This window comes from Halomonas sp. LC1, assembly GCF_030247125.1.
GTDB lineage: Bacteria > Pseudomonadota > Gammaproteobacteria > Pseudomonadales > Halomonadaceae > Vreelandella.
The window spans coordinates 88,176-111,818 of the sequence record NZ_JASSPG010000006.1 but is presented as its reverse complement, the minus strand read 5'-3'; the positions used below and the strand labels follow the sequence as shown (position 1 = coordinate 111,818).

Genomic DNA, 23,643 nt, shown 5'->3' with positions numbered 1-23,643 from the left:
CTATGGCCAACATGGACGTGCTATCTCGTGTTTTGAGGAGTCATTCAGGATGAGCGAACAGCGTCAACACCTGCTCCATGAGCACGGCGACCTATACGACTCTCTGATGAAAATCAGCCACGCGCCGTCTCTGACGGCGCTTTTTGAGCAGCTAACATGCGCGCTTCACCGAATGACCCACAAAATGCCCATTGCTATATACCGTCATACCAAGACTATGGAGTTGCGTTTGATACACGTTTTTCCATCCGCATGCTCCCTAAAAGCGCACCCACGTCTTATCTCTATCCGCTCGGTCAGCACATTGTTGGCGTCGGAGCTGCAATATTATGAATTAAAATGTGAAGCAGAGACATGGGGCTACATAGCTCTCCCCCCCTCTTATCACCTCGTCTCATCCCGCTGGAGTCGCTTGGTCATTACGATTGCGGCGCAGCGACTAGGTCTATTAACCATGGAGCAACTGGCTGAGCGCCGAGCAGGCTTAAAACGATACCGCCAACAACTCTCTAGTGACATCAAGCGTTTTTCTGACTTCAAAGACATTGTCCGACATCACGGAGAGCGGCTATGCAAACTGTTCGAATCGCAAGGCATTGCCCTCCTAAGAAATCATCAAATGCACAGTTTTGGTGACTGTCCCTCCGAACGACACATTCTCAATGCTCTTGAAACTCTAACAAGAGGGAATACTAATGATGCGACCGTAGAGCTCGACGGCATGTGCCAAGGCGGCGTAGCAACAAGGCTAGATATCTCATGCGTCACGCCAAGCTGGCTCTTTCTTTTTCGTCACACTCCCCTCTCTCATCTGCCAGAGAACTTCTCGGCCAATGTTGATCCTATGGGTTACTGGTCACCATTGGAAATGGCCACGATGACGGAGTTAGGCGACCATATTGCCATGGCGATTACCGCCATGGACGCCGTTTACTTGAATCAGCAGTTGACGCACAGCAATCAACGCTTGCAAACATTAGCCCGCACCGATCCATTAACCCAGTGTTGGAATCGGCACTACACAGAAATGACACTGAGCCGCCTAATCGATTCGGACGTCTCCCTATCTGTCATACTGTTCGATGTTGACGACTTCAAAAATATCAATGATACGTTCGGCCATTCTGTGGGGGACGACGTCCTGAGGCGTCTAAGCCAAGTTGTCCAAAACACGCTTCGTGAAGAGGATCATCTTGGCCGCTGGGGAGGAGAAGAGTTCCTCATCATCATTCGAGAGACAGATACCGCTGCCAGCTTGCTTCTTGCACAACGTCTTTGCAGTATTGTGTCAACGACACCTTTCAAACTGCCGCTCCCCGTGACGATCAGCATTGGCCTTACGTCGAAGAAGACTGGAGATACAGTGCGTCATTTGGTGGAACGCGCCGATCACGGTATGTACTTGGCCAAGAAAGCTGGCAAAAATCGAGTGACTATCGGTAAATAACAATGCGCTAACAACGTCGTCTCATCGCTCGCTCAAGGAGGCGGACATGCAGCTACTGCTCATCGGCGCGGGTCACGCCCACGCCTTCGTACTGGAGGCGTTTGCTCAACGCCCGGATAAAGCGGTATCGATCACCGTCGTGAGCGACAGCCAACTGGCCGCCTACTCGGGCAGCGTGCCTGCTTGGCTCTCTGGAGAGTGCACGCTGCGGGAGACTCAGATGGATATCGCGGCGCTCTGCCAGCGGGCGGGGGCTCGCTTTATTGCTTCTCCAGCCGTAGCGTTCAGTACGAGCGAGCGTCAGGTAACGCTGGCGGATGGCAGCGTGATTGCGTTTGACGTGGCCTCTTTTAACGTCGGCTCGACGCTCGCGTTGCCGAAAGTTATTGCCCCGCAAAGCGATGAGGGGATCGGGCCAAAAGGTATTGAGGCGAATACGCTGCCCACGCTGCTGGCCATGCGCCCGCTCAGCTCGTTGCACCACCGTTGGCAAGCATTACGCGAAGAGGTCGCCAAACTGCCTGCAGGAGTGTTCCAGAACGTAGTGAGCGTAGGCGGCGGCGCAGCAGGCTGCGAGACGCTGATGAGCGTCCTGGCGCAGCTTCGCCAGCAGCGCCCGGACATTCACTGGCAAGGCGAGCTGATCAGCGCCGCCAAAACGCTGCTGCCCGGCGCTGGCTGGCTGCCCCGCCGGTTAACGGCGCGAGCGCTCACACGTGCGGGCGTGCGCGTCGATACAGGCGTGCGAGGGCACGCCTTGGTACCCGGCGGCGTGCAAACCGACACCGGCAACCACATCGCCGCGGATATCGTGCTCTGGGCGACCGGAGCCGTGGGCCAAACGTGGCTGCAGCAAACGGCGCTGCCGTTGAATGAGCACGGCTTTATCCCGGTGGAGACGTCACTTGAGGTCATCGGCCAACCGGGCATCTTTGCCGCTGGCGACTGCGCTACGCTGCGCTCTTCCCCGCTGCCTAAGGCAGGCGTTTATGCGGTGCGCATGGGGCCCGTCTTGGCAGAGAATTTACGGGCTGCCTGTCACGGCAAACAGCTCACCCCGTGGCAACCTCCGCGTCGCGTGCTGGCACTGATTGGCACCGGCGACGGTCACGCCATTGCCAGCCGTGGAGCGATTGGCTTTTCGGGGCGCTGGGTATGGCAGTGGAAAAAGCGGATTGATGCGCGTTTTATCGCTCGCTTCAATCCGCCTTTTAATGACTAAGCCGATAGCGGCTTAGTTAGCTTCCCGCCAACCGCCGAGCACACGGCTATCCGGTCCGAAGAACACCAAACGGTCGTGGTCGATCAAGTAACGATACGCGGTATCCAGCATATCGGTGACCCGCTTGGCGTCTTCCATATTGGGGCAGGCCATTCGGGTGGAGGCCAGTTCGCTGAACTTGATGCGCTGGCTTTCGCCCAGGCTCACCTTGCCGGTGAACTGGTTGCAGCCATCCGAGCCGCTCACCTTGCCGTCGCGGCCGATGCGGAAAAACGGCGTCTCGGGCATGGAGAGCCGTTCATCGGTCCCTACCAACAGTAAGTTCCAGCGCTGCTCGACCACTGGCCCAGAGAGCGTGCCGCCTTGCGGCGCGTCGATGCGCTCTTGCTGCGGTGCGCTGCTGCAGCCTGCCAGCGTGACCATGCTTAGCGCGGCTAGCCATCCTTTCATGCCCTGTGATGTCATCTCGACTCCCTTATCCGATCAGCTCGTTAATCCTGAATCAAACTTGAACCGGTGATTTAGTCTCGGTTCAGCAGCGGTTGCGTAGGCTTGGCATTGTCACTTGCGGGGCTATCGCTTCACAAGCTTGCCCCAACTTGCCAACAAGAGGAAACCGCTATGCAACCGACTCCATTAAAAGCCCTGGCTGCTGCCATCTGCACCCTTGCCCTCTCCGCTCCGCTGGCGGCGCAGGAAGAGGTGCGCATCAACGGCGAAGTGGTCGAACGCTTCAATGACCTGCTCGTGGTCGATGAAGGCGACCGTCGTCTGCTGGTTCGCCCGCAAGGCAACAGTGGTGAGCGCTTCCAAGTAGGCGACGACATTATGGTGGAAGGCCGCTTGGAAGGCGATACCGTCACCGCTTCGTCGCTTCGCGGCTCGGCAGATGAGCCCGATAACGGTGACCAGCCACAAGCGCGCGTCGTCGCCCCCGACGTCGAGGCGCTACAGCGCCAGCTCGATGAACAAGGCTTCGGTGAGATGATTGAACTGAAGCGCCACGAAGATGTTTACCGCATTACTAGCATTAATGGGGAAGGTGTCGACGTTCACAGCGTCTTCTCACCGGACGGTGAGTTACTGGAATGGCACATCAAACGTCCTGGGCATGACCGCCCTCACCGCGATGAGAGCCTGTCGACCCTAGAGCAGAATGACGTGGAGAACGCGCTGAGCGAACAGGGCTACCGTAATACCGCTCTGGTCGACTTCAAGGGCCGCCATATGGAGTGGATGGCGCAGAATGACGCCGAAGAGCAGGTCATACTGCATGTGGACTACCGCGGCGACGTTTACCGCGAAAAACGCCTCCCCGCGTGGCCCGCTGAATAAACTCACCGCTCTTTTAGCGTTACGATGTACCTGAAAGGTCGCCCTTGGGCGGCCTTTCGGCGGCGGGTAGCGTCAGCTCGACGCGTAACCCGCTGGGCGAGTTAGCGGCAAGCGCCAAATGCCCACCGTAAAGCCGAGCCAGATCCTGCACGATGGCGAGCCCCAAACCATCGCCGGGGGTCGATTCATCGAAGCGCTCGCCCCGCTTTACGGCTTTTAGCCGCTGGGTTTCGGGCATACCCGGGCCGTCATCGCTAATCACCACGGTCAGTTGCTCTGGCGATACCCGGCGTGCCTCGATCATCACCTGCTGACGCGCCCACTTGCAGGCGTTATCCAGCAGGTTGCCTAACAGCTCATCGAGATCCTGGGACTCACCTCGAAACGCTAGCGCATCATCGCACTGAACGCTGATATGGAGTGGTGCGGGGCCGCGGACGTATACATGGCGCATCACGCTCACTAGCCCCTCTAACGTGTCTGCTACCTGGGTGCGCTCGCCCATGTGGTAGCCCGCACCGACGGCCCGAGCGCGGCGCAAATGGTGATCGACCAGACGCTGCAGACGTGACAATGCCTCCTCAGTGGTGGCGTCATGCGCCTGCTGAGCCGATAGGCTGTTGGCTAACATGGCGAGGGGCGTTTTGAGGCCGTGAGCCAAGTTGCCCACATGTTGACGACTGCGAGCAATCACCTCTCGGTTATGGGTCACCAGCGCATTGATCTCATCCACCAGCGGCTGTAGCTCTTCCACCGTGGCGTGGGCTAACTGTTCGCGGTACCCCTGGCGTACCGCAAGAAGGTCGCGACGCAGCCGGGTGAGCGGCTTTAACCCCCAGCGAACTTGCCACCACACCGCCACCGCTAGCCCGATTCCCAGCAGCGCCAGCGAAGCTACTAAAGGAAGGACGATGCGCGACAGGGCATCATCAATGTCGTTTTGTGGGCCGGCCACGGTGATACTCAACGGCGGGCCGCTGCCTGGGGCTGAGAAGTGACGGCCCCGGGCGCGTAGCGCTTCGCCCTCTGGCCCGGTGAGCGCCAGCGCCTGAGAAACATCGCTGGTCAGCGCGGGCAGGCTGGCATTCAGCAGCGAACGCGAGGCAATCAGCACCTCATCGTCGTGGGCAATTTGCCAATACCACCCCGAGTAGGCGCGATCGAACTGAGGGCCGCCAATATCACGGGTTTTGATCAACTGACCCTGCTCATTGAACTCTACAGAGGCCATCAGCCCCAGTAGGTTGGCGTCCAGCCGGGCGTCAAAGGTGCGCTCGGCGTGATCTTTGAACAGCCAGTAGATAAATAGCCCCACGCCCACTAACGCAATGGCACTCCATAGGCCAGCGGACCCTAGCAGACGCGCTCGCAGTGACAGCTTCACGAGCGGTCGCACAGCCGATACCCCTGACCACGCAGGGTTTCGATACGCTCTGCCCCCACTTTGCGCCGCAACCGACTGATGATCACTTCGAGAGAATTATGGTCACGGTCGTTATCGTAAGAGTAGAGATGTTCGGAGAGCTCGGTACGACTGACCACCCGCTCAGCGTTATGAATCAGATACACGAGTAGCTGATGTTCAAAGGCGGTAAGTTTTAACGGCAGGCCTGCGAGATGGAAGGTGCCTAGCTGAGTGTCGTACTCTAGCTCGCCGCTGCGGATCATCACATCAGCGTGGCCAGACGCACGGCGAATCAGCGCACGCAGCCGCATGATAATCTCCTCCATGCGAAAGGGTTTGGTGACATAATCATCCGCCCCGGCGCGGAACCCCTGCACCTTCTCACTCCAGCCATCCCGGGCGGTCAAAATCACCACCGGTAGCGTGCGGCCATGTTGTCGCCAATCGTGCAGAACACTTAAGCCATCCCGCCCAGGCAGACCCAGATCCAGCACCGCCGCGTCATAGGTCTCGTGATTGCCCATGTACACGGCTTCGTTACCGTCGTTGACAACATCGACGACGAAACCATTACCCTCAAGCGCTTCACGCATTTGAGCCGCGAGATGCTGCTCATCTTCGACCACTAACACTCGCATTATTAGGCTCCGCCGTTATCGCGGGTAGGCGGCAAACGCGCCTCAATTTGGCCCCTGCCGTCAATTTCAAGAAAACGACCATCTTCTCGGGCAATGCGAATTTTGAGTACGTTGCCTTGGGCCGTCAGCAGGCGCAGCTCATACACCTGCTCGCTATTTTCCCAGCCACGTCCGCTTTTCATTTCGATATCGAGTAGTTCGCCCTCATAGCGCTGCTGTACCACGGCGATGGCGTCATCCACCGTCAGGGCGGATTGAGCGACCCCCGGGGTGGGAACGCTGACGAACAAGAGTGTGCTCAGCAGGGCGCAGCGAAGCACGCTGCCACGATGGCCACTGTTCATAAAAGACTCCTGGCAAACGCCATACTCTAAGAGTAATCCAACACTATAACGGGAAGCGCCTTAACCTTGACTGAACAAGCGCGCCATTCAGGTTATCGTCAGCTTTCGGTGCGTATACTCGTTGCATTGGCGCTAAGTGAGGCCCGACCTATGATGTTCTCTATCGTACTGCTAAAACGGCGTGTTTGGTTACCCTGGGTGAACACGATGCGCGGCTTGTTGCTGTGTACACTCACGCTGCCGCTGCTGGGCTTACCGGTGCTTGCGGCACCACCGTCTCCGGAGACGCCCGCCACCCCGATTGCCACTGCGCAAAGCGCGGGGGTTTACTTGAAAGGCCGCATTAGCGAGCGGTTCGGTAATAGCTTCATTCTTGAAGATGAGAGTGGCCGAGTATTGGTCGATACCTGGCCGGAGGGGCGTTCAGCACTCACTGCGAACGCGGGTGATGAGATCGGTGTGTTTGGCCTGCCGACGGGCCAGCGCATGCAGGCTCGCTGGCTGGTGATCGGTGAAACGCTCGTCGAAGTGGAGGAGCCCTACGCGTCTCGCTTACCCGGAGACCGCTTGAACCGCTCCGTCCCAGTCTCCGCGCCTCCGCTCACCGAGCGGCCTAATAGCGATGCTTTTTTTATGCAGCGCGCCGAGCAGGCGGGTTATCAACCGCTGGGCGGCGTCGAGTACAAGCCTCGCCATGTGGAGCTACGCGCAATGAACCCCTATGGCGAGGCGGTTGAACTCCATATGGAGTTCAGTGGCGACATCTATAAAGAGCGCCACCGAGAGTAGTTTTACCAGCTACCGCTGTTTTCCATGGAGGCCCAAGGCTCCTGGGGGGCCAACGCATCGCCTTTTTGCAGCAACTCCACGGAGATGCCGTCCGGCGACTTCACGAAGGCCATGTGGCCATCGCGGGGGGGGCGGTTGATGGTGACGCCGTTATCCTGCAGATGCTGGCAAAGGGCGTAAATGTCATCGACCCGGTAGGCTAGGTGTCCAAAATTACGACCGCCGGTGTACTCCTCTGGGTCCCAGTTGTAGGTCAGCTCAAGCTCAGGGGCCGTGAGGCGCTCGGAGCGCGCTTCATCTTCAGGAGCCGCCAGGAACACCAGCGTAAAACGGCCCTTTTCGTTCTCTTTGCGGCGCACTTCTTTCAGGCCGAGCAGGTCACAATAAAAGTGAAGCGAGGCGTCTAAGTCGCTGACACGTACCATGGTGTGTAAAAACTGCATGTCATTTCCTCTTCATTGAAGAATGGTAATTATATCCCGTGCTACCGCCGAGTGCGGTGCCGAGCCGGTCACGTAGCACCATTAAAACATAGACAATAGTGCGACAGTAAAATAGAAAGTAGACACGTTGTATAATAGCGTCACGGCTGTTCATCTAGTGTGTCACTCTTCAGTGACAATCACGATTCGCTATCAGCACGTCGAGGAGAGGTCTGTGGATTCGATTACGCAAGCGGCGCTTGGCGCAGCGGTAGGTGGTGCCGTGTTAGGTAGGCGCCTGGGCCGCAAGGCCATTCTGATCGGTGCGCTGCTAGGCACCCTGCCCGATTTGGACGTCGCGCTGGATTATGGTGATGCCATAGCCAATGTCACTGAGCACCGTGGCTTCAGCCATTCGCTGTTCGTGCTAACCGGCTTCGCCACGCTGCTGGCCGTGCTGAGTGCCCGCTTTGCTCCAGCGCGGGACATCTCGTTGGGTCGCTGGTGGTGCTTTTTCACGCTAATTCTGGTGACACACCCACTGCTTGATTCGCTGACCACCTATGGTACTCAGCTGCTCTGGCCGTTAGATGCACCGCCCGCCGCGTGGCCTATCGTCTTCATCATCGATCCGTTCTACACGCTACCGCTGCTTATGGCGCTGATCATCGGCAGCGTGTCGGGCAAGGTACGCAGTGCCTGCCGCACGGGGCTGCTGATCTCCTGCGCTTACCTCATGATGGCCGCAGGTGCCAAATGGAGCGTCGAGCAGCGCCTAACGCCAGCCCTAGCCGAGGCGGACTTACAAGCGGCCCCAGTACTCATCCAACCCACGCCGTTCAATATCGCACTATGGCGGGCAACGGTCATCGATGAAGACCGCTATTACGAGAGTTTGATCAGTGTATTCGATCGTGACCGAGTCCCCGCACTGGAACCGCTGCGTCGTAACGTCGAACTGGAGGCCAACGCTTTGGAGGGACCGCTAGGGCAGCGGCTGACGTGGTTCACCGGGCCGTTTTTACGTTTCGAAACCCGTGATATCAATGGCCAAGAGACGCTGATCGCCACCGACATTCGGTTGGGCTTCCCAGGCTTTCACCCCTTCAACTTCACCTTGGCAATCCGTGAGGGCGATCGCTGGATGCCGGTGGCCATCAGCGAAGAGGTGCGCTCCCCCAGGGGGTTACACCTAGCCACACTGGCGCGGCTGGCGGCCCGAGCGGGTGGTGATGTCTCGGCGCTGTGCGCCAGCGATTACGTGGAACCACAGTGGCGCGCAGAGCCGTTTCTATACCGCTGCTAGTGGGCCGGGTCGTGATGGCTAGGGCGTGATGACTAGGGCGCGATGCCCTGGCCACACCCTTTGTACTGCTCGCCGCCAATGGTGAGCGTCACGCGAGCAGGATAAGGCTCGCCGCTCATGTCATCGAAGCAGGCACCTGATTCAATGCGCACGCGGAAAAACTGCTCGGCGTTAGCGTTCTCGATCACTACCCTGCCTGCCTCGTTGTCCATCACGCTGACCATATAAGGCATGGTGGTGGTGTCGCTGCCGTAGTTGGTAGTCCAGGTCATTACTGGCGCATCGTTCGCCAGCTCGATCGTCCAGCCGGGCTCGTTACCGCGAGCGAGCAGCATCACGCCAGGGTGGCTGCTACGCGTCGCGATCTCCCGCTGAACTCCCTGCTGGCACTGTAGCTGCCCACGGGGCGTTTCGATTTGCGCCTGGTCGCCGCGATTCCAGAAGCTGATATCGCCATCCTGATAGCGGGCATCGCTGGCCACGACGGCTTGAGGCAATCGCCACGCGCCATGTAGCGACCACAGCCGTAACTCTTCCCCATTGACGGCCGTGACCAAGTCTTGATTGGCTGGTTGGCAGTTCCAAGCTTGAAAGCGCTCGGCACTACCGGGAAACAGCACCGAAGGCAGTAGCGGTGCGCTGCTTTGTACGGTGGTTTTTACCGGCGGCTCAGGGTCGGGCGCACGGGTGGCGCAACCAGCTAGCAGCACACCGGCAGCCGCTGCCGTGGTGAATCGTCGTAATGCAGCATTAGCCTTCATCGAACGTGCTCCCTGTCAGATCCCTCATTATATGTCTTAATGCACGGTTTACTTCTTAAAAGCGCTCAGGTCGTGTGGGTCGAACGTGGTGACGTCTTTGGGTAGGCCTAACGCTTCACGCTTCACTTTGACCTGCATTTTTTCCGCTAACCGCTCGGCATCGTCATCGGTGGTACGGCCATTCAGCTCGGCAAGCTGGGCCATGCCCTGATGGTAAAAGGTCAGAATATCCAGCGCTAGGCGGTTATCGTCTTCCACTGCGCGACGTAGCGGCTGCAGGTAGCTGCTGATACGCGACAGGTGGTGCTTGAGTTGCCAAACATAGCGCATCTCGGCCATCCAGGGGCGCTCTCTTAGTGCCGCGAACATAGCGCTGGTGGCAAGCAAGCCCAACAATACGCCCAGCGCGTTCAGCCAGACGCTGCTACCAAAGGTCGTGGTGAGGAGCATGGAAAACAGCAGGCCAAAAATAATCAGCTGCCCGGCCATCGCCACGCTGATGATGCGGGCCTTGCGCCGGTACGTATCGGGGTCGTGCTGTTCAAGGGAAAAGGCCATGGCCAACCTCGTCATCAAAGGGAATCGTTATGATACGGGGCTGGCCGGGGCAGTCAACGCGCTAGGCGTTGTCCGAACATCAGGCAATACGTTCAGCGGCGGTCTTCAGCAATCGCTCGGTGGTTTCCCAGCTCACGCAGGCGTCGGTGACCGAGACGCCGTAACGTAGCGCCTTGGGCGCCAGCGCTTGCTTGCCTTCGAACAGGTGGCTCTCCAGCATCAACGCGACCAGATTGGTATCCCCTGCTTGACGCTGGGCCAGCACATCCAGCATCACTTCGCTTTGGCGGCGGTGATCCTTGCGTGCATTGGCGTGACTGCAATCCACCATCAAACGCGGATTCTGACCCGCTTCGCGCAGCGTATTGACCGCGCTGCGCACATGGTGGGCTTGGTAATTGGGCTCGCCATGGCCGCCGCGTAGCACCACATGGGTATGCGGGTTGCCGGCGCTCTCCTGCATGATGGGACGCCCCTGGGCATCCATGGCAAAACGCTGATGGGAGTGGGCTGCCGCCTGCATGGCATCGATCGCCACCTGCACATCGCCACTGGTGGCATTCTTGAAGCCTACGGCAGCGCTGAGGTCGCTGGCCAGCTCCCGGTGCAGCTGGGATTCCGTCGTGCGCGCCCCAATCGCTACCCAGCTCAGCAGGTCATCCAGGTACGGGGCTAACAAGGGCTGTAACAGCTCGGTGGCTACCGGCAGGCCACGGGAGGCGACGGCGTGCATAAGCTCACGGGAAAGGGCGATACCGCGCGGCATGTCGCCGCTGCCATCAAGATCAGGGTCGTAAGCCAGCCCCTTCCAACCGACCGTGGTGCGCGGCTTTTCAACGTACACTCGCATCACCGGCAAAATCTGCTCGCTGACCTCATCGCTAAGCGCTGCTAGCCGATCCGCGTACTCCAGTGCAGCATCGGGGTCGTGGATCGAGCACGGGCCTACCACAACGAGCAAGCGGTCATCCTGCCCATTGAAAATGCGCTGTACCGCTTGGCGCTGATGGTCAATTTGTGCGCTGAGGGTGCTGTTCACCACCACCCGTTGCCGCAGTTCAGCCGGTAGCGGTAGCGCCGTTGCAGACATTAGTGTGGAGGCCTGGGCAGTAGAGGAACAAGCGGTGTTGATAGGGGCATTCATAGGTTAACTCTCCGAATTCGTATGACATAACGCGTGACATCGCATCACCAACTTGCCACCCAAATGGGCACGGTCGGAGGTGGCAGCTTGCACCGACCGCGCGACGCTAAATCGCCAGCCATAGCCATAACCGGGATAACGGATGGTGTTGGGGCTAGCGATGGAGTAAGCGCGGTAAGACATGGTGCAGCTCCTTGATAATCTACCTATGAAAAATGCGGATGAATGAAACGAAAGAAGCCTCGGTGGAGTTACCCACCGAGGCTTCTTTGCATGCGGCAGGCAACCTAGGCGGTGTGCCTGCTGGCGCGACGTTAGGCGTCGGCCAGGGGCACACCGTGGCTAAACCAATACGCTGCATAGTAACCGAATTGAGTCGTCCCCACGCTCGCCCAAGCACACGCCACCGTTTCCGGTTTAGCGGTGACGCTTGATAGCAGCGTGGCGTGTGACATAGGGCTTCCTCAATCGATCAATAACGAACTGTCTTTATCCTGCCTGCGCATTCGCCAAATGGCAACCGGGAATTACGCGCCGGTTAGATCAGGCAAATGATTAGCTGCCGAACGCCTGAATCCAGCCAATGGTGGCGGGCAGCGCGCTCATACCGACCAGAATCACAATACCGAGAATAATCGGCAGGATGCCAGAGTCGTCTTTGAAATTGTCGTCGTGATGGGCCATGACAGCCTCCTCATAATGGGTCGAGTTCACGGCACGGGCCGTACGCCAAAAGTGATGGATTATTCTAGTGAGGCCGGGGAGCGTAGGCAAATACATCCGAGAACATTCGCTCGCTGTTCACGCCCAAGCGCTCCAGTACGTCCACGCAGGCGTAGACCATGCCCGGCGAGCCCGAGAGGTAGACATCACAGTCGCTTGGCGTGATGGGGGCCTTAGCCAGTTCGCTCTCCAGCACCAAATCGACGCGGCCCTGGTGGTGAGTGATTCGCTCCCCAGGTGCGAGCGGCTCGGTGAGCGGAAACTCGGTGACTGCATGAAACGCCACCTGATCATGCTGCTGTGCCCACGCACAGGCGAGATCTTCTGCATACAGGTCGCGATGCTCGCGGTTCGCCCACCATAGGGAAATGGGCCGTGCAGGCTGATCACGCAGTGCGGCCTCGATGATGGCCTTCATTTGAGCAAACCCCGTGCCAGCGGCAATCAGCAGCAGCGGGCGCTCGCTTTGTGTATCCAACACGCACTCACCGCTCGGCAGACGAACGGTGAGCTGATTCGCCACCTGCAGCAGTTGGCGCAGGCGCTGGGAGTTGTCCCGCTCGGGCCAGTGCTGAATCTGCAGCTCTAGTGTACCGTCGCCCCGGTCGCAGCTCGCAATCGAGAACGGCACCCACGTCGCCTCGTCCAGCATTAACTCGAGGTATTGACCAGGGGCGTGCTGCATTGCTTCGGCGCGCCCGGCGAGGGTCACTTTGAACACGTCAGGATTGAGATCCTCAACGGCCGTGACTTGGCAGGTTAGCGTTTTGCACGTTAACGTAGCGCTCATGAAAGCCTCTTTATGGAAAATCGTTCGGCCCGCACGGCCGGTTAACCGTGGCGCGGTGTGGGTAACGGAATGTCGATGCCCAGCTCGTCCCAGCGCTCGTCGACACGGGTTTTCACCGCCTCGTCCATGACGATGGGCGTTCCCCACTCACGGTCGGTTTCGCCGGGCCACTTATTGGTCGCGTCCAAGCCCATTTTGGAGCCAAGCCCAGACACCGGCGACGCAAAGTCGAGATAGTCGATGGGCGTGTTTTCCACCATCACCGTGTCACGAGCGGGATCCATGCGCGTAGTGATCGCCCACATCACGTCTTCCCAGTTGCGTGCATCCACATCGTCATCCAGCACGATGACGAACTTGGTGTACATGAACTGTCGCAGGAAGCTCCATACCCCCATCATCACGCGCTTGGCGTGGCCGGGGTACTGCTTATTCATGGTGACGACTGCCATACGGTAGGAGCAGCCCTCTGGCGGCAGGTAGAAATCGACGATTTCAGGGAACTGCTTGCACAGGATGGGCACGAACACTTCGTTGAGCGCTACGCCCAAAATGGCAGGCTCATCAGGCGGACGGCCGGTGTAGGTGGAGTGATAGATCGCATCGCGACGCATGGTCATCCGCGTCACGGTAAAGACCGGGAAGTGATCCACCTCGTTGTAGTACCCCGTGTGGTCACCAAATGGCCCTTCCGGTGCCATATCGTCTGGGTAGATGAAGCCTTCCAGAATGATTTCGCTGGAGGCAGGAACCTCCAGATCCGCATGGCCGCACTTGACTAGCTCGGTGCGCGAACCGCGTAGCAAACCTGCAAAGGCGTACTCTGACAGCGTGTCGGGTACCGGCGTCACTGCGCCAAGAATGGTCGCTGGGTCAGCGCCTAGCGCCACCGCCACGGGGAACGGCTCACCGGGATGGGCTTTTTGGAACTCGAGAAAATCCAGTGCGCCGCCGCGGTGGGAGAGCCAGCGCATGATGAGGCGATTCTTGCCGATTTTCTGCTGACGATAGATCCCCAGGTTCTGGCGCTTTTTGTGCGGCCCTTTGGTGATCACCAGCGGCCAAGTGACGAGCGGTGCCGCATCGCCCGGCCAGCAGTGCTGGATCGGCAAGCGGCCCAAGTCCACGTCATCGCCTTCGTAAACGACTTCCTGTACCGGCGCACGCTTGACGCTTTTGGGCCCCATGCTTAGCACCTGCTTGAAGATCGGCAGTTTGTCCCAGGCATCTTTCAGGCCTTTGGGCGGGTCCGGCTCCTTCAAGAAAGCCAGCAGTTTGCCCACTTCTCGTAGCGCCTCGACCGAATCCTGCCCCATGCCCAGCGCTACCCGTTTCGGAGTACCGAACAGGTTGCCCAACAGCGGCATGTCGTGACCCTTCACATTTTCGAACAGCAGTGCAGGGCCACCGGCACGCAGCGTGCGGTCGCAGATTTCGGTGATTTCCAAGTAGGGATCTACTTCGGCCGTGATGCGCTTTAGCTCACCCTTGGCCTCTAGCGCCGCAATAAAGTCGCGCAAGTCGTTGTACTTCAATGCCCTCTCCTCAACCCGGCTGTCTGATGCCGTTTGGCGCTACGCCTATGCAAAGCGCCTTAGCGGCGCTTCATGGCTTCAAAGAATTCCAGATTGGTCTTGGTGTCTTTCAGACGATCAATCAAGAACTCGGTGGCCGCCGTATCTTCCATCGGGTTGAGCAGTTTACGCAGAATCCACATGCGCTGCATTTCATCCTCAGAGGCCAGCAGGTCTTCGCGACGCGTACCGCTGCGGCGAATATTGATGGCCGGGAAGACGCGTTTTTCCGCCAGCTTGCGGTCCAGGTGCGCTTCCATGTTACCGGTGCCCTTGAACTCTTCGAAGATGACTTCGTCCATTTTCGAACCGGTATCGACCAGCGCGGTAGCGATGATCGTCAGGCTGCCGCCCTCTTCGATGTTACGCGCGGCACCAAAGAAGCGTTTCGGCTTCTCGAGCGCGTGGGCATCCACACCACCGGTGAGCACCTTGCCAGAGCTGGGTACCACGGTGTTGTAGGCACGTGCGAGACGAGTGATGGAGTCGAGCAGAATCACGACGTCTTTCTTGTGCTCTACCAAGCGCTTAGCTTTTTCGATGACCATTTCGGCTACCTGCACGTGGCGGGCAGGCGGCTCATCGAAGGTGGAAGCGACCACTTCACCGCGCACGGTGCGGGACATCTCGGTGACTTCCTCCGGGCGCTCATCGATCAGCAGCACGATCAGATGACACTCGGGGTTATTACGCGTGATGGAGGTAGCAATATTCTGCAACATCAGCGTCTTACCTGCTTTCGGCGGAGACACCAGCAGGCCGCGCTGGCCCTTACCAATCGGCGCAGTCAAATCGATGATTCGGGCCGTCAGGTCTTCGGTCGACCCGTTGCCGATCTCCATGCGCAGACGGTCGTCCGGGAACAGCGGCGTCAAGTTCTCGAAGAGAATCTTGTGCTTGGCGTTTTCCGGGCGATCAAAGTTGATCTGGCTGACTTTGAGCAGGGCAAAGTAGCGCTCACCCTCTTTGGGCGGACGGATTTTGCCGGAAATGGAGTCGCCCTTGCGCAGATTGAAACGACGAATCTGTGAAGGCGATACGTAGATATCGTCCGGTCCGGCGAGGTACGAGCTGTCGGCGCTCCGCAGGAAGCCAAAGCCATCCTGAAGAATTTCCAGCACACCGTCGCCGTAGATATCCTCGCCACTTTTGGCGTGCTTCTTGAGGATGGCGAAAATGATGTCCTGCTTGCGCGAACGGGCCAGGTTGTCGATGCCCATTTCGCGGGCGATATCGAGCAGCTCGGGAACGGTTTTTTGCTTGAGTTCAGTGAGATTCATCGGTGTGTTAGAAAATTGCTCATGAAAGCTAGGCGCTAGGCGCCGGGAATAAGACAGGAGGCGTGGCCGAAATCATAGGGCTAAGCGCCGAGTGATGCGTTCAGACCCCATCTAGGCACACGCTCGAGTGATAAAAGCTGGGCAGTCGCCGCGACAATGCCGAACACGTAGACGTGGCATTACTGACTGCTTAGCATGAGGGTGCAAATAAACTAGTTAATCTGATTGGCACGGAGAATGCGTTTCAGCGGGTTATCTGACGACTTGGACATCTGGCTGATGCCATCTGGATACGTACTGCTCGGGGTGCCCGAGTCAGTGCGCTTGTTAAGACGAACAAGCCAACTCGGATCAAGCCAGTAGCTCGATGGTAGTCAAGGCCCGCGACAAACGCAAGCCTTTGGCAATTGACAATAGTCAGAGGTCACCGCAACCTTGGCATAGCCAATTTGAAGGATAGCTCATGCCCAAGGACATTTCGCTCCCCATCGCCGCCCCCACTGCCGAGTTCGAGAGCGGTGAGCCGCAGCGCCTAGCCGCCATTGACCTTGGCTCCAATAGCTTTCACCTGCTGGTGGCCAACTACCAGAACGAACGTTTACAAGTAGTGGCACGCTTGGGTGAAAAGGTCCAACTGGCGGCAGGACTAGACGAGAACGGTTACCTCAGCGAGGCCGCCATGCAGCGCGCGCTCGACTGCCTGGGCCGCTTTGCGCCGTTTTTGACCGATATCGAAGGCCCTAACCTTCGCGTCGTGGGCACTAACGCCTTGCGTGACGCTCACAATAGCCAAACGTTCATCGAGCGCGCGGAAGCCCAGCTCGGCCACGCCATCGAGATCATTGCCGGACGCGAAGAAGCCCGCTTGATTTACCTGGGCGCCGCTCACGCGCTGGCAGAAAGCGGCCGCCGCCTGATTGTCGATATTGGCGGCGGGTCCACCGAGTTCATTATCGGCGAGGCCTTCGAACCCAAAGCGCTGGAGAGCCTGCGCATGGGATGCGTCACCTTTACCGGTCGCTTTTTCGCCGACGGCGAATTGACCGAAAAACGCATGCGCCGCGCCGAGCTGGCGGCCCTCTCGGAGCTGGCCAACATCCAGCGCCCCTACCAGCGCTTGGGTTGGGACGACCCCGTGGGCTCCAGCGGCACGATCAAGGCCGCCGCTAGCGTCCTGTTCGCCTATGGTGACACGCCACAAGAGGGAGTGATCACGCGCAGCGGACTCAAGAAGCTGCGCGAGCGGCTGCTCAAGTGCAAACAGCTCGACAAAGTCGAACTGGAGGGTTTGAAACCCGATCGGGCGCGCGTTTTCCCTGCGGGCATTGCCATCTTGAGCGCCATCTTCGAGGCTTTCGATCTCGAGCAGATGCGCTTTGCCGATGGCGCGCTGCGCGAAGGCGTGTTGTACGACATGGCCGGGCGCAATAGCGCCGAAGACACCCGCTCCAACACACTGGAGATGCTCAAACGGGTCTACGATGTCGATACACGCCAAGCGGAAAACGTGGCCGATACGGCCACGCGTCTGTTCGATGAGGTCAAAACGGCATGGAAACTGACCGCCGAGCAGGGCCACTACCTGACCTGGGCCAGCCATGTGCATGAAATCGGACTGGCGATCTCTCACAGCCAGTTTCATCGCCACGGCGCTTATCTTCTCGAACACTCCGACCTGGCCGGTTTTTCTCGCCCTGAGCAGCGGTTGCTGGCGTTTTTGGTGCGCGCCCATCGGCGTAAATTCCCGACCAAGGAGTGGCAAGCCCTGCCGGCCTCGCAGCAGCCAAGCGCCGCCAAACTGGCTCGCCTGCTGCGCCTCGCCGTCTTGATCAACCACTCCCGCCCGGAAGGCGCTCCCTTACCGCCTGACATCAACGCGGACAGCCAAGACGAGTCGCTGACCATCACGCTGCCCCCCAGCGATGAACCCACGCTGCTCAGCACCGATTTGGAGCAGGAGCAGGCCTTCATGGCCAATGCAGGGTTTGTGCTCCACTTGAACAACCCTGCCTAACCCTCGCGCTGAAACACAGTCCCTTCCGCCTGCCAGAGCACTTGGGCAGGCGGTTGCAGCACCCCCAGACAACGCTCCCCCGCCATGACGATCACCAAACGCTCCCTCTCCCAGGGTGGCAGTGCCTGCTCTTGCAGCCAGCGTTTTAGGTCGCGTCGACCACGCCCTGGCAGGTCGAGCACCTCGCCGCCTCGTCGCCTGCGCAGCATGACGGGGGCGACTGAATCGCTATCGTCAGCCAGGCGAAGCTGCAGCGGCCCCAGGGGCGTTGTCACCCCCGGCGTGCCGTCCCAAGGCATTTGCCAATGCGGTAGCGCGCTCACAGGTGTCATGAGATAAAGCCTGCGACGCCACACCCGCGCCTGGGCACCGGGCCACTCCACAAGCACCTGAGCATCCCGGGCAGCGTTCAGCTGGTCGAGCAAGCTGGTCAAACGCGCTTGGGGAGGCGTTGGCAGCCCTCGTTGCTGGCAGAGCGTACGCACCAGCAGGCGCTGGCGGGGCATTGGCAGCGCCACCAGTGCCGACGCGTCGAGGCAGCCCGGCGCTAGCGTGAGTGCGGCCAACTCATCGGCGGCGTAGCTGGCCAGCAGCGCATCGGCCTCGCCAGCCCACCCTGCGCTTTGGGCCAGCGAGCGCACCGCCCCTGGCCAGCGCTGCGCCAACGTTGGCAAGACCTCATGGCGCAAGCGATTACGATCAAACGCCACATCGCGATTGCTGGGGTCTTCACACCAGTCAAGCGATAGCGCGTGAGCCGTATCGGCCAACGTTTGGCGACTGACGCCAAGCCACGGGCGTAGTAGCGTAATGCCCTGCCACTCCCGTCGGTATGGCATGCCTGCCAGCCCGCGAATGCCGCTGCCCCGCAGCGCCGCCAGCAGCAACGTTTCTGCCTGATCGTCCTGATGCTGCGCCAGCCATAGGGTGTCACCCGCAGGCACATGCAGCGCAAAGGCCGCGTAGCGGGCACGCCGGGCAGCGGCTTCCACCCCGTCCCCCTGCTCATCGACGGTCACACGCTCGATGGTGAGTGGGACGCCCTGGTGCTCGCACAGCTGCTGGCAGTGACGCTCGAAGGCGCTGGAAGCGGCTTGAAGACAGTGATTGACATGCAGCGCGCGCAGCCTATGGCCGCTGCCGCGACACACCTCGGCAGCCAGCGCCAGCAGCAGCGAGGAGTCCAGTCCGCCGGAGAGGGCGACCCAAACGCAACGCCCCGGCGGGGTCTCCGCCAGGGCGTCATCGAGCAGGCCTAAGAGCCGGTTAGGCGGCTGGGGCGCCATAGCTCATCAAGCGCGCGTAGCGGCGCTCTAACAGGGCGTCGCTATCCAGCGCCTGCAGTCGTTCGAGACTAGCCGACAGCGCATCCTTCACCCGTGCAGCGGTGTCGACCGGATGACGATGAGCGCCGCCCAGCGGCTCTTTGATCAGCGAGTCCACGAAGCCCAGCTCTTTCAAACGCTCGGCGGTGATGCCCATGGCCTGGGCCGCGTCGGAGGCTTTCTCGGCACTCTTCCACAAAATGGAGGCACAGCCTTCCGGAGAAATCACCGAATAGGTGGAGTACTGCAGCATGTGCAGCTCGTCGCACACGCCGATCGCCAGCGCGCCGCCGGAGCCGCCCTCGCCCACCACGGTGGAGATGATCGGTGTCTTCAAGCGCGACATGACCGCCAGGTTATAGGCAATCGCTTCCGACTGGCCGCGCTCTTCGGCGTCGATACCCGGATAGGCCCCTGGGGTGTCGATGAAGGTCAAAATCGGCATCTTGAAACGCTCGGCCATCTCCATCAGGCGACAGGCCTTGCGGTAGCCTTCCGGGCGTGGCATGCCGAAATTACGGCGCACCTTCTCTTTTACGTCGCGGCCTTTCTGATGTCCAATCACCATGACCGGGGCATCGTTCAAGCGGGCGATCCCGCCGACCAGAGCGGCATCGTCGGCAAAGTTACGGTCGCCGTGCAGCTCGTCGAAATCGGTGAAGATGTGCGCTAAGTAATCCAGCGTGTAAGGACGCTGGGGATGCCGCGAAAGCTGCGACACCTGCCACGGTGTCAGGTCTTTGAAGATGGATTCCGTCAACTTGCGGCTCTTCTCCTCCAGCCGTGAAATCTCATCAGAGAGATTCACTTGGCTGTCGGAACTCACCAAACGCAGCTCCTCAATTTTTGCCTGGAGTTCGGCAACGGGCTGTTCAAAATCGAGATAGTTAGGATTCATCGGCTCTGCCTGTAAGCTGCCTATAAAAAATAAGCCTTGTCGAAACGCGCATATTGGGCGCCATTATCGCACCCTGACCCTGCCACGCAAGGCAATGCCCGCCCAATTCCGCACGAGCGCCCTGGAGCGCTCACACGCGGGGTGATTAACGGTAGCGTAGCTGGACGCCTACCTGCCCTTGCACATCACGCAGCGCAAGCAGCAGATCATCGCTCGGCGCAACCTTCCACTCCTCGGCCAGCTCCAGCCAAGCGACCGCGTCCGGATGGCGGTACTGCAGCCGCACGGGCAGTCCAGTGTCATCCCGAAAGGGCGTCAAACTATCCCGCAGGCTGTCGACCAAGCGGCCATTGATCTGTCCGGCATCCAGCGCTAGCTCGACGGCTTGGCCGTAGCGCACGCGGGCCGTGACCATCGGCGTCACGTCTTTACCGCGCAGGCGCAGGCCGCCGGAGAAGTCGTCGCTGGAAACTTCGCCCTCCACGATGATCACTTGATCCGATTCGATTTGGCCGCGTAGCTGCTCGAAAAGTTCGCCGAACAGCGACGCTTCAATACGTCCGGTGCGGTCGTCCAGGGTGATGAATGCCATGGTGTCGCCACGTTTGGACTTCATGGTGCGCATGGCGACCACCAAGCCCGCTACCCGCTGCGGCTCCCGGGAGGGTTTCAAATCGCTGATACGGGTCGACACGAAGCGTTTGAGTTCGCGTTCGTACTCGTCGATGGGGTGTCCGGTCAGGTAGAGCCCCAGGGTGTCCTTTTCACCGGAGAGCCGCTCACGGTCGGTCCATTCGCGCACATGACGATACTCGGCGTAGACATCGCTGGTCTCTTCCTCGGCAGCAAAGGCATCGCCAAACATGTCCATCATGCCCAGGTTCTGGTTAGCATGATTTTGTGCGGCGGCCTTCAGCGCATCTTCCATCGCCGCGAACAGCACCGCCCGATTGGGCCCCAGATTATCCAACGCGCCAGAGCGTATCAGCGCTTCCAGGGTGCGCTTGTTCATCCGTTTCGGATCGATACGACGGCAGAAGTCGAACAGATCGTTGAACGGCCCGTCGGCCTGACGCGCTTCGACGATGGCACCAATCGGCCCTTCACCGACGCCACGGATCGCCCCCAAGCCGTACACCACCCGGCCGTCGGTATCCACGGTGAACTTGTAGCCACCTACGTTGACATCCGGCGGCGTCACGGTGAGCTTCAAGTGGCGGCACTCTTCGATCAGCGGCACCACTTTGTCCAGGTTGTCCATCTCCGTGGACATCACCGCCGCCATGAAGGGGCCTGGATAGTGCGCCTTCAGCCATGCGGTCTGATACGACACCAGCGCGTAGGCTGCCGAGTGTGATTTGTTGAAGCCGTAACCGGCGAACTTCTCTACCAGGTCGAAGATGTTGCCCGCCAGATCCTTATCGATGCCGTTGGCCGCGCAGCCTTCCATGAAGCCTGCCCGCTGCTTGGCCATCTCTTCGGGTTTTTTCTTACCCATGGCACGGCGCAGCATGTCGGCTTGGCCAAGGGTGTACCCTGCCATCACCTGAGCGATCTGCATGACCTGCTCTTGGTAGAGAATGATCCCGTAGGTGGGCGTCAGCACCGGTTTCAACAGATCGTGCTGATAATCCGGGTGTGGATAAGAGACTTCCGCCCGGCCATGTTTCCGGTTGATGAAGTCATCCACCATGCCCGACTGCAGCGGACCGGGGCGGAATAGGGCCACCAAGGCGATCATATCGTCCAGCGAGTCCGGCAGCAGGCGCTTGATCAGCTCCTTCATCCCGCGGGATTCGAGCTGGAAGACCGCGGTGGTCTCCGCCCGTTTGAGCATCTCGAAGGTTTTGCCGTCGTCCAGGGGGATGGCGTCGATATTGAGCGGGCCTTGGCCAGCAGCGTCGCGCACCTTGTCCACCATCTCCAGCGCCCAGTCGATGATGGTCAGCGTGCGCAAGCCCAGGAAGTCGAACTTCACCAGCCCGGCGTCTTCGATGTCGTTCTTATCGAACTGCACCACCAGCCCCGAGCCATCTTCGTCGCACAGCAGCGGCGAAAAGTCGGTGAGTTTGGTGGGGGCGATCACCACGCCGCCCGCGTGCTTGCCGGTACCGCGCGTGGTGCCCTCGAGCTTCAGGGCCATTTCCCAGATCTCTTCGGCCTCTTCGTCGTTCTCGATGAACTCCTTGAGGGCTGGCTCTTGCTCGATGGCTTTGGCCAGCGTCATGCCCACTTCAAAGGGAATCAGCTTGGAGAGCTTATCCCCCAGTGAGTAGGGCTTTCCCTGAGCGCGGGCAACGTCGCGCACCACGGCTTTGGCGGCCATGGTGCCGAAGGTGACGATCTGGGAGACCGCGTTACGGCCATAGCGGTCAGCCACGTACTCGATGACTTTGTCGCGCTTCTCCATGCAGAAATCGACGTCGAAGTCGGGCATGGAGACACGCTCAGGGTTAAGAAAGCGCTCGAACAGCAGATCGTAGCCGATGGGGTCCAGGTCGGTGATTTTTTGCGCATAGGCCACCAGAGACCCCGCACCGGAGCCACGCCCCGGGCCTACCGGCACGTTGTTGTCCTTGGCCCACTGGATAAAGTCCATCACGATCAGGAAGTAACCAGGGAACCCCATCTGAATGATAACGTTGAGCTCGAACTCCAGCCGGTCGCGGTAGCGCTGGTCGATCTCGCGAAACGCGTCACTGTCTCTCGGGTACTGCTCGGCGGGGAACAGGAAATCGAGCCGCTCCGTCAAGCCATCGTGGGAGACCTTGCGAAAGAACTCATCCTGGGTCATGCCTTCAGGAATGCCGAACTCGGGCAGAAAGATCTCTCCCAAGCGCACATCGACGCTGCACCGCTCGGCAATCATCACGCTGTTTTCCAGCGCTTCGGGAATATCGGCAAACAGCGCTGCCATCTCTTCCGGGCTTTTGAGGTACTGCTCTTCGGTGTAGCGGCGCTCGCGGCGCGGGTCGTCCAGCGCCTTCCCCTCACCAATGGCAACGCGGGTTTCGTGGGCCCAGAAGTCTTCACGCTCTAGAAAGCGCACGTCGTTGGTGGCGACGACGGGCGTGCCGGTGTCGATCGCCAGTTGAACGCTGGCGTGTACGCACGCCTCTTCCAGAGGTCTGCCGGTGCGGATGAGTTCCAGGTAGAAGCGGTCGGGAAACGCCTGCTGCCACTCTTCCAGCAGTTGGCGCGCTTCCCGCTCGTGCTCGGAGAGCAGATGGCGGCCAATCTCGCCTTCGCGCCCGCCCGACAGGGCAATCAACCCCTCGCTTTGCGCCAGCACCCACTGTTTATCGAGGATTGCCCGCCCCTGGCGCTGGCCATCGGTCCAGCCCTTGGAGATCAGCTCGGTCAGGTTTCGATAGCCCACATCGTTCATCGCTAGCAGCGTGATGCGGTACGGGTGGGCATCGTCGTGGGGATTTGAGAGCCAGAGATCGCTGCCAATGATCGGCTTCAACCCGGCGCCCTGAGCGGCTTTGTAGAATTTGACCAAACCAAACAGGTTGGCTTCGTCGGTGAGCGCCAGCGCCGGCATCCCGCGCTCAGCGGTCGTGCTGACCAGTGACTTGAGTTTAACCAAGCCATCGACCAGAGAGTATTCACTGTGCAAACGAAGATGAACGAACGGAACCGTCATGGGACTCTCAGCATTGAAC

22 protein-coding genes are annotated in these 23,643 nt (G+C 59.6%); 6 read left to right on the top strand and 16 right to left on the bottom strand.

The features are described 5' to 3' along the window. The first annotated feature begins 49 nt into the window (after positions 1-49). Positions 50-1,447 carry a GGDEF domain-containing protein gene (locus QIT27_RS11100; RefSeq protein WP_285263824.1) on the top strand — a complete coding sequence of 466 codons (1,398 nt, stop codon included), beginning with the start codon at positions 50-52 and terminating at the stop codon, positions 1,445-1,447. A gap of 46 nt (positions 1,448-1,493) precedes the next feature. Then, positions 1,494-2,669: an FAD-dependent oxidoreductase gene (locus QIT27_RS11095; RefSeq protein WP_285263823.1), complete on the top strand. Its 1,176-nt coding sequence runs from the start codon at positions 1,494-1,496 to the stop codon at positions 2,667-2,669. A 12-nt stretch (positions 2,670-2,681) separates the two neighbouring features. Here QIT27_RS11095 and QIT27_RS11090 read toward each other — a convergent pair whose 3' ends face one another. Next, entirely contained in the window at positions 2,682-3,134 is a 453-nt protein-coding gene (locus tag QIT27_RS11090) for an META domain-containing protein (protein WP_285263822.1), read from the bottom strand. 156 nt (positions 3,135-3,290) lie between these two features. On the opposite strand from QIT27_RS11090, the gene QIT27_RS11085 reads away from it, so the two are divergent. Next, a complete protein-coding gene (locus QIT27_RS11085; protein WP_285263821.1) occupies positions 3,291-4,004 on the top strand; it encodes a hypothetical protein in 714 nt (237 codons plus the stop codon). Positions 4,005-4,023: 19 nt separating this feature from the next. On the opposite strand, the gene QIT27_RS11080 is transcribed toward QIT27_RS11085, so the two are convergent. The 3 genes from QIT27_RS11080 to QIT27_RS11070 are packed head-to-tail and all read right to left on the bottom strand — an operon-like array spanning position 4,024 to position 6,391. After that, positions 4,024-5,400: an ATP-binding protein gene (locus tag QIT27_RS11080; RefSeq protein WP_285263820.1), complete on the bottom strand. Its 1,377-nt coding sequence runs from the start codon at positions 5,398-5,400 to the stop codon at positions 4,024-4,026. Further along, entirely contained in the window at positions 5,385-6,047 is a 663-nt protein-coding gene (locus QIT27_RS11075) for a response regulator transcription factor (protein ID WP_159341058.1), read from the bottom strand. The genes QIT27_RS11080 and QIT27_RS11075 overlap by 16 nt, the downstream gene beginning before the upstream one ends. Positions 6,048-6,049: 2 nt before the next feature. Beyond that, on the bottom strand, positions 6,050-6,391 hold the full coding sequence (locus QIT27_RS11070; RefSeq protein WP_159341056.1) for a Cys/Met metabolism pyridoxal-phosphate-dependent enzyme: 342 nt from the start codon (positions 6,389-6,391) through the stop codon (positions 6,050-6,052). A 150-nt stretch (positions 6,392-6,541) separates the two neighbouring features. Here QIT27_RS11070 and QIT27_RS11065 point away from each other — a divergent pair, with 150 nt between their 5' ends. Continuing rightward, on the top strand, positions 6,542-7,180 hold the full coding sequence (locus tag QIT27_RS11065; protein ID WP_285263819.1) for a hypothetical protein: 639 nt from the start codon (positions 6,542-6,544) through the stop codon (positions 7,178-7,180). 2 nt (positions 7,181-7,182) lie between these two features. Here the strand turns inward: QIT27_RS11065 and gloA are convergent, their stop codons facing one another. Beyond that, positions 7,183-7,623, bottom strand: a complete 441-nt coding sequence (gene gloA, locus QIT27_RS11060) for a lactoylglutathione lyase (RefSeq protein ID WP_253019098.1) — start codon at positions 7,621-7,623, stop codon at positions 7,183-7,185. Between the two features lie 214 nt (positions 7,624-7,837). Between gloA and QIT27_RS11055 the strand changes: the two genes are divergently transcribed. Then, complete coding sequence (locus QIT27_RS11055; RefSeq protein WP_285263818.1) at positions 7,838-8,908, top strand: metal-dependent hydrolase; 1,071 nt, start codon at positions 7,838-7,840, stop codon at positions 8,906-8,908. Between the two features lie 32 nt (positions 8,909-8,940). On the opposite strand, the gene QIT27_RS11050 is transcribed toward QIT27_RS11055, so the two are convergent. From QIT27_RS11050 to rho, 8 genes are all read right to left on the bottom strand, one after another. Continuing rightward, entirely contained in the window at positions 8,941-9,669 is a 729-nt protein-coding gene (locus QIT27_RS11050) for an MliC family protein (protein WP_285263817.1), read from the bottom strand. Positions 9,670-9,717: 48 nt separating this feature from the next. Continuing rightward, entirely contained in the window at positions 9,718-10,227 is a 510-nt protein-coding gene (locus tag QIT27_RS11045; RefSeq protein WP_159341047.1) for a DUF3087 family protein, read from the bottom strand. A 79-nt stretch (positions 10,228-10,306) separates the two neighbouring features. Continuing rightward, positions 10,307-11,371 carry a 3-deoxy-7-phosphoheptulonate synthase gene (locus QIT27_RS11040; protein WP_285263816.1) on the bottom strand — a complete coding sequence of 355 codons (1,065 nt, stop codon included), beginning with the start codon at positions 11,369-11,371 and terminating at the stop codon, positions 10,307-10,309. Positions 11,372-11,685: 314 nt separating this feature from the next. Continuing rightward, the gene (locus QIT27_RS11035; RefSeq protein WP_159341043.1) at positions 11,686-11,826 is read right to left on the bottom strand and encodes a hypothetical protein; all 141 of its coding nucleotides are present in this window, start codon (positions 11,824-11,826) and stop codon (positions 11,686-11,688) included. Positions 11,827-11,926: 100 nt separating this feature from the next. Beyond that, the gene (locus QIT27_RS11030) at positions 11,927-12,055 is read right to left on the bottom strand and encodes a hypothetical protein (protein WP_285263815.1); all 129 of its coding nucleotides are present in this window, start codon (positions 12,053-12,055) and stop codon (positions 11,927-11,929) included. 64 nt (positions 12,056-12,119) lie between these two features. Then, positions 12,120-12,884, bottom strand: coding sequence for an NAD(P)H-flavin reductase (locus tag QIT27_RS11025; protein ID WP_159341041.1), 765 nt, complete (start codon positions 12,882-12,884; stop codon positions 12,120-12,122). A 41-nt stretch (positions 12,885-12,925) separates the two neighbouring features. Next, positions 12,926-14,419, bottom strand: coding sequence for a 4-hydroxy-3-polyprenylbenzoate decarboxylase (gene ubiD / locus QIT27_RS11020; RefSeq protein ID WP_285263814.1), 1,494 nt, complete (start codon positions 14,417-14,419; stop codon positions 12,926-12,928). 59 nt (positions 14,420-14,478) lie between these two features. After that, on the bottom strand, positions 14,479-15,738 hold the full coding sequence (rho, locus tag QIT27_RS11015) for a transcription termination factor Rho (protein ID WP_038481222.1): 1,260 nt from the start codon (positions 15,736-15,738) through the stop codon (positions 14,479-14,481). A 463-nt stretch (positions 15,739-16,201) separates the two neighbouring features. Between rho and ppx the strand changes: the two genes are divergently transcribed. Further along, positions 16,202-17,752, top strand: a complete 1,551-nt coding sequence (ppx, locus tag QIT27_RS11010; protein WP_285263813.1) for an exopolyphosphatase — start codon at positions 16,202-16,204, stop codon at positions 17,750-17,752. Here the strand turns inward: ppx and tilS are convergent. The 3 genes from tilS to dnaE form a co-directional block, all read right to left on the bottom strand. Continuing rightward, positions 17,749-19,038, bottom strand: coding sequence for a tRNA lysidine(34) synthetase TilS (gene tilS / locus QIT27_RS11005; RefSeq protein ID WP_285263812.1), 1,290 nt, complete (start codon positions 19,036-19,038; stop codon positions 17,749-17,751). The two genes, ppx and tilS, sit on opposite strands and share 4 nt — an antisense overlap. Beyond that, positions 19,019-19,975: an acetyl-CoA carboxylase carboxyl transferase subunit alpha gene (accA, locus tag QIT27_RS11000; RefSeq protein WP_159341033.1), complete on the bottom strand. Its 957-nt coding sequence runs from the start codon at positions 19,973-19,975 to the stop codon at positions 19,019-19,021. The genes tilS and accA overlap by 20 nt, the downstream gene beginning before the upstream one ends. 145 nt (positions 19,976-20,120) lie before the next feature. Then, positions 20,121-23,624, bottom strand: a complete 3,504-nt coding sequence (gene dnaE / locus QIT27_RS10995) for a DNA polymerase III subunit alpha (protein ID WP_159341031.1) — start codon at positions 23,622-23,624, stop codon at positions 20,121-20,123. Between the last annotated feature and the right edge of the window lie 19 nt (positions 23,625-23,643).

What these genes read in the sequence shown, in the direction of transcription:
- dnaE (WP_159341031.1), bottom strand. Translation starts at nt 23,624, where the DNA reads ATGACGGTTCCGTTCGTTCATCTTCGTTTGCACAGTGAATACTCTCTG.
- QIT27_RS11070 (WP_159341056.1), bottom strand. Translation starts at nt 6,391, where the DNA reads ATGAACAGTGGCCATCGTGGCAGCGTGCTTCGCTGCGCCCTGCTGAGC.
- gloA (WP_253019098.1), bottom strand. Translation starts at nt 7,623, where the DNA reads ATGCAGTTTTTACACACCATGGTACGTGTCAGCGACTTAGACGCCTCG.
- QIT27_RS11090 (WP_285263822.1), bottom strand. Translation starts at nt 3,134, where the DNA reads ATGACATCACAGGGCATGAAAGGATGGCTAGCCGCGCTAAGCATGGTC.
- QIT27_RS11085 (WP_285263821.1), top strand. Translation starts at nt 3,291, where the DNA reads ATGCAACCGACTCCATTAAAAGCCCTGGCTGCTGCCATCTGCACCCTT.
- ppx (WP_285263813.1), top strand. Translation starts at nt 16,202, where the DNA reads ATGCCCAAGGACATTTCGCTCCCCATCGCCGCCCCCACTGCCGAGTTC.
- QIT27_RS11040 (WP_285263816.1), bottom strand. Translation starts at nt 11,371, where the DNA reads ATGAATGCCCCTATCAACACCGCTTGTTCCTCTACTGCCCAGGCCTCC.
- QIT27_RS11100 (WP_285263824.1), top strand. Translation starts at nt 50, where the DNA reads ATGAGCGAACAGCGTCAACACCTGCTCCATGAGCACGGCGACCTATAC.
- QIT27_RS11045 (WP_159341047.1), bottom strand. Translation starts at nt 10,227, where the DNA reads ATGGCCTTTTCCCTTGAACAGCACGACCCCGATACGTACCGGCGCAAG.
- tilS (WP_285263812.1), bottom strand. Translation starts at nt 19,038, where the DNA reads ATGGCGCCCCAGCCGCCTAACCGGCTCTTAGGCCTGCTCGATGACGCC.
- QIT27_RS11025 (WP_159341041.1), bottom strand. Translation starts at nt 12,884, where the DNA reads ATGAGCGCTACGTTAACGTGCAAAACGCTAACCTGCCAAGTCACGGCC.
- QIT27_RS11035 (WP_159341043.1), bottom strand. Translation starts at nt 11,826, where the DNA reads ATGTCACACGCCACGCTGCTATCAAGCGTCACCGCTAAACCGGAAACG.
- rho (WP_038481222.1), bottom strand. Translation starts at nt 15,738, where the DNA reads ATGAATCTCACTGAACTCAAGCAAAAAACCGTTCCCGAGCTGCTCGAT.
- QIT27_RS11065 (WP_285263819.1), top strand. Translation starts at nt 6,542, where the DNA reads ATGATGTTCTCTATCGTACTGCTAAAACGGCGTGTTTGGTTACCCTGG.
- QIT27_RS11030 (WP_285263815.1), bottom strand. Translation starts at nt 12,055, where the DNA reads ATGGCCCATCACGACGACAATTTCAAAGACGACTCTGGCATCCTGCCG.
- QIT27_RS11075 (WP_159341058.1), bottom strand. Translation starts at nt 6,047, where the DNA reads ATGCGAGTGTTAGTGGTCGAAGATGAGCAGCATCTCGCGGCTCAAATG.
- accA (WP_159341033.1), bottom strand. Translation starts at nt 19,975, where the DNA reads ATGAATCCTAACTATCTCGATTTTGAACAGCCCGTTGCCGAACTCCAG.
- QIT27_RS11095 (WP_285263823.1), top strand. Translation starts at nt 1,494, where the DNA reads ATGCAGCTACTGCTCATCGGCGCGGGTCACGCCCACGCCTTCGTACTG.
- QIT27_RS11050 (WP_285263817.1), bottom strand. Translation starts at nt 9,669, where the DNA reads ATGAAGGCTAATGCTGCATTACGACGATTCACCACGGCAGCGGCTGCC.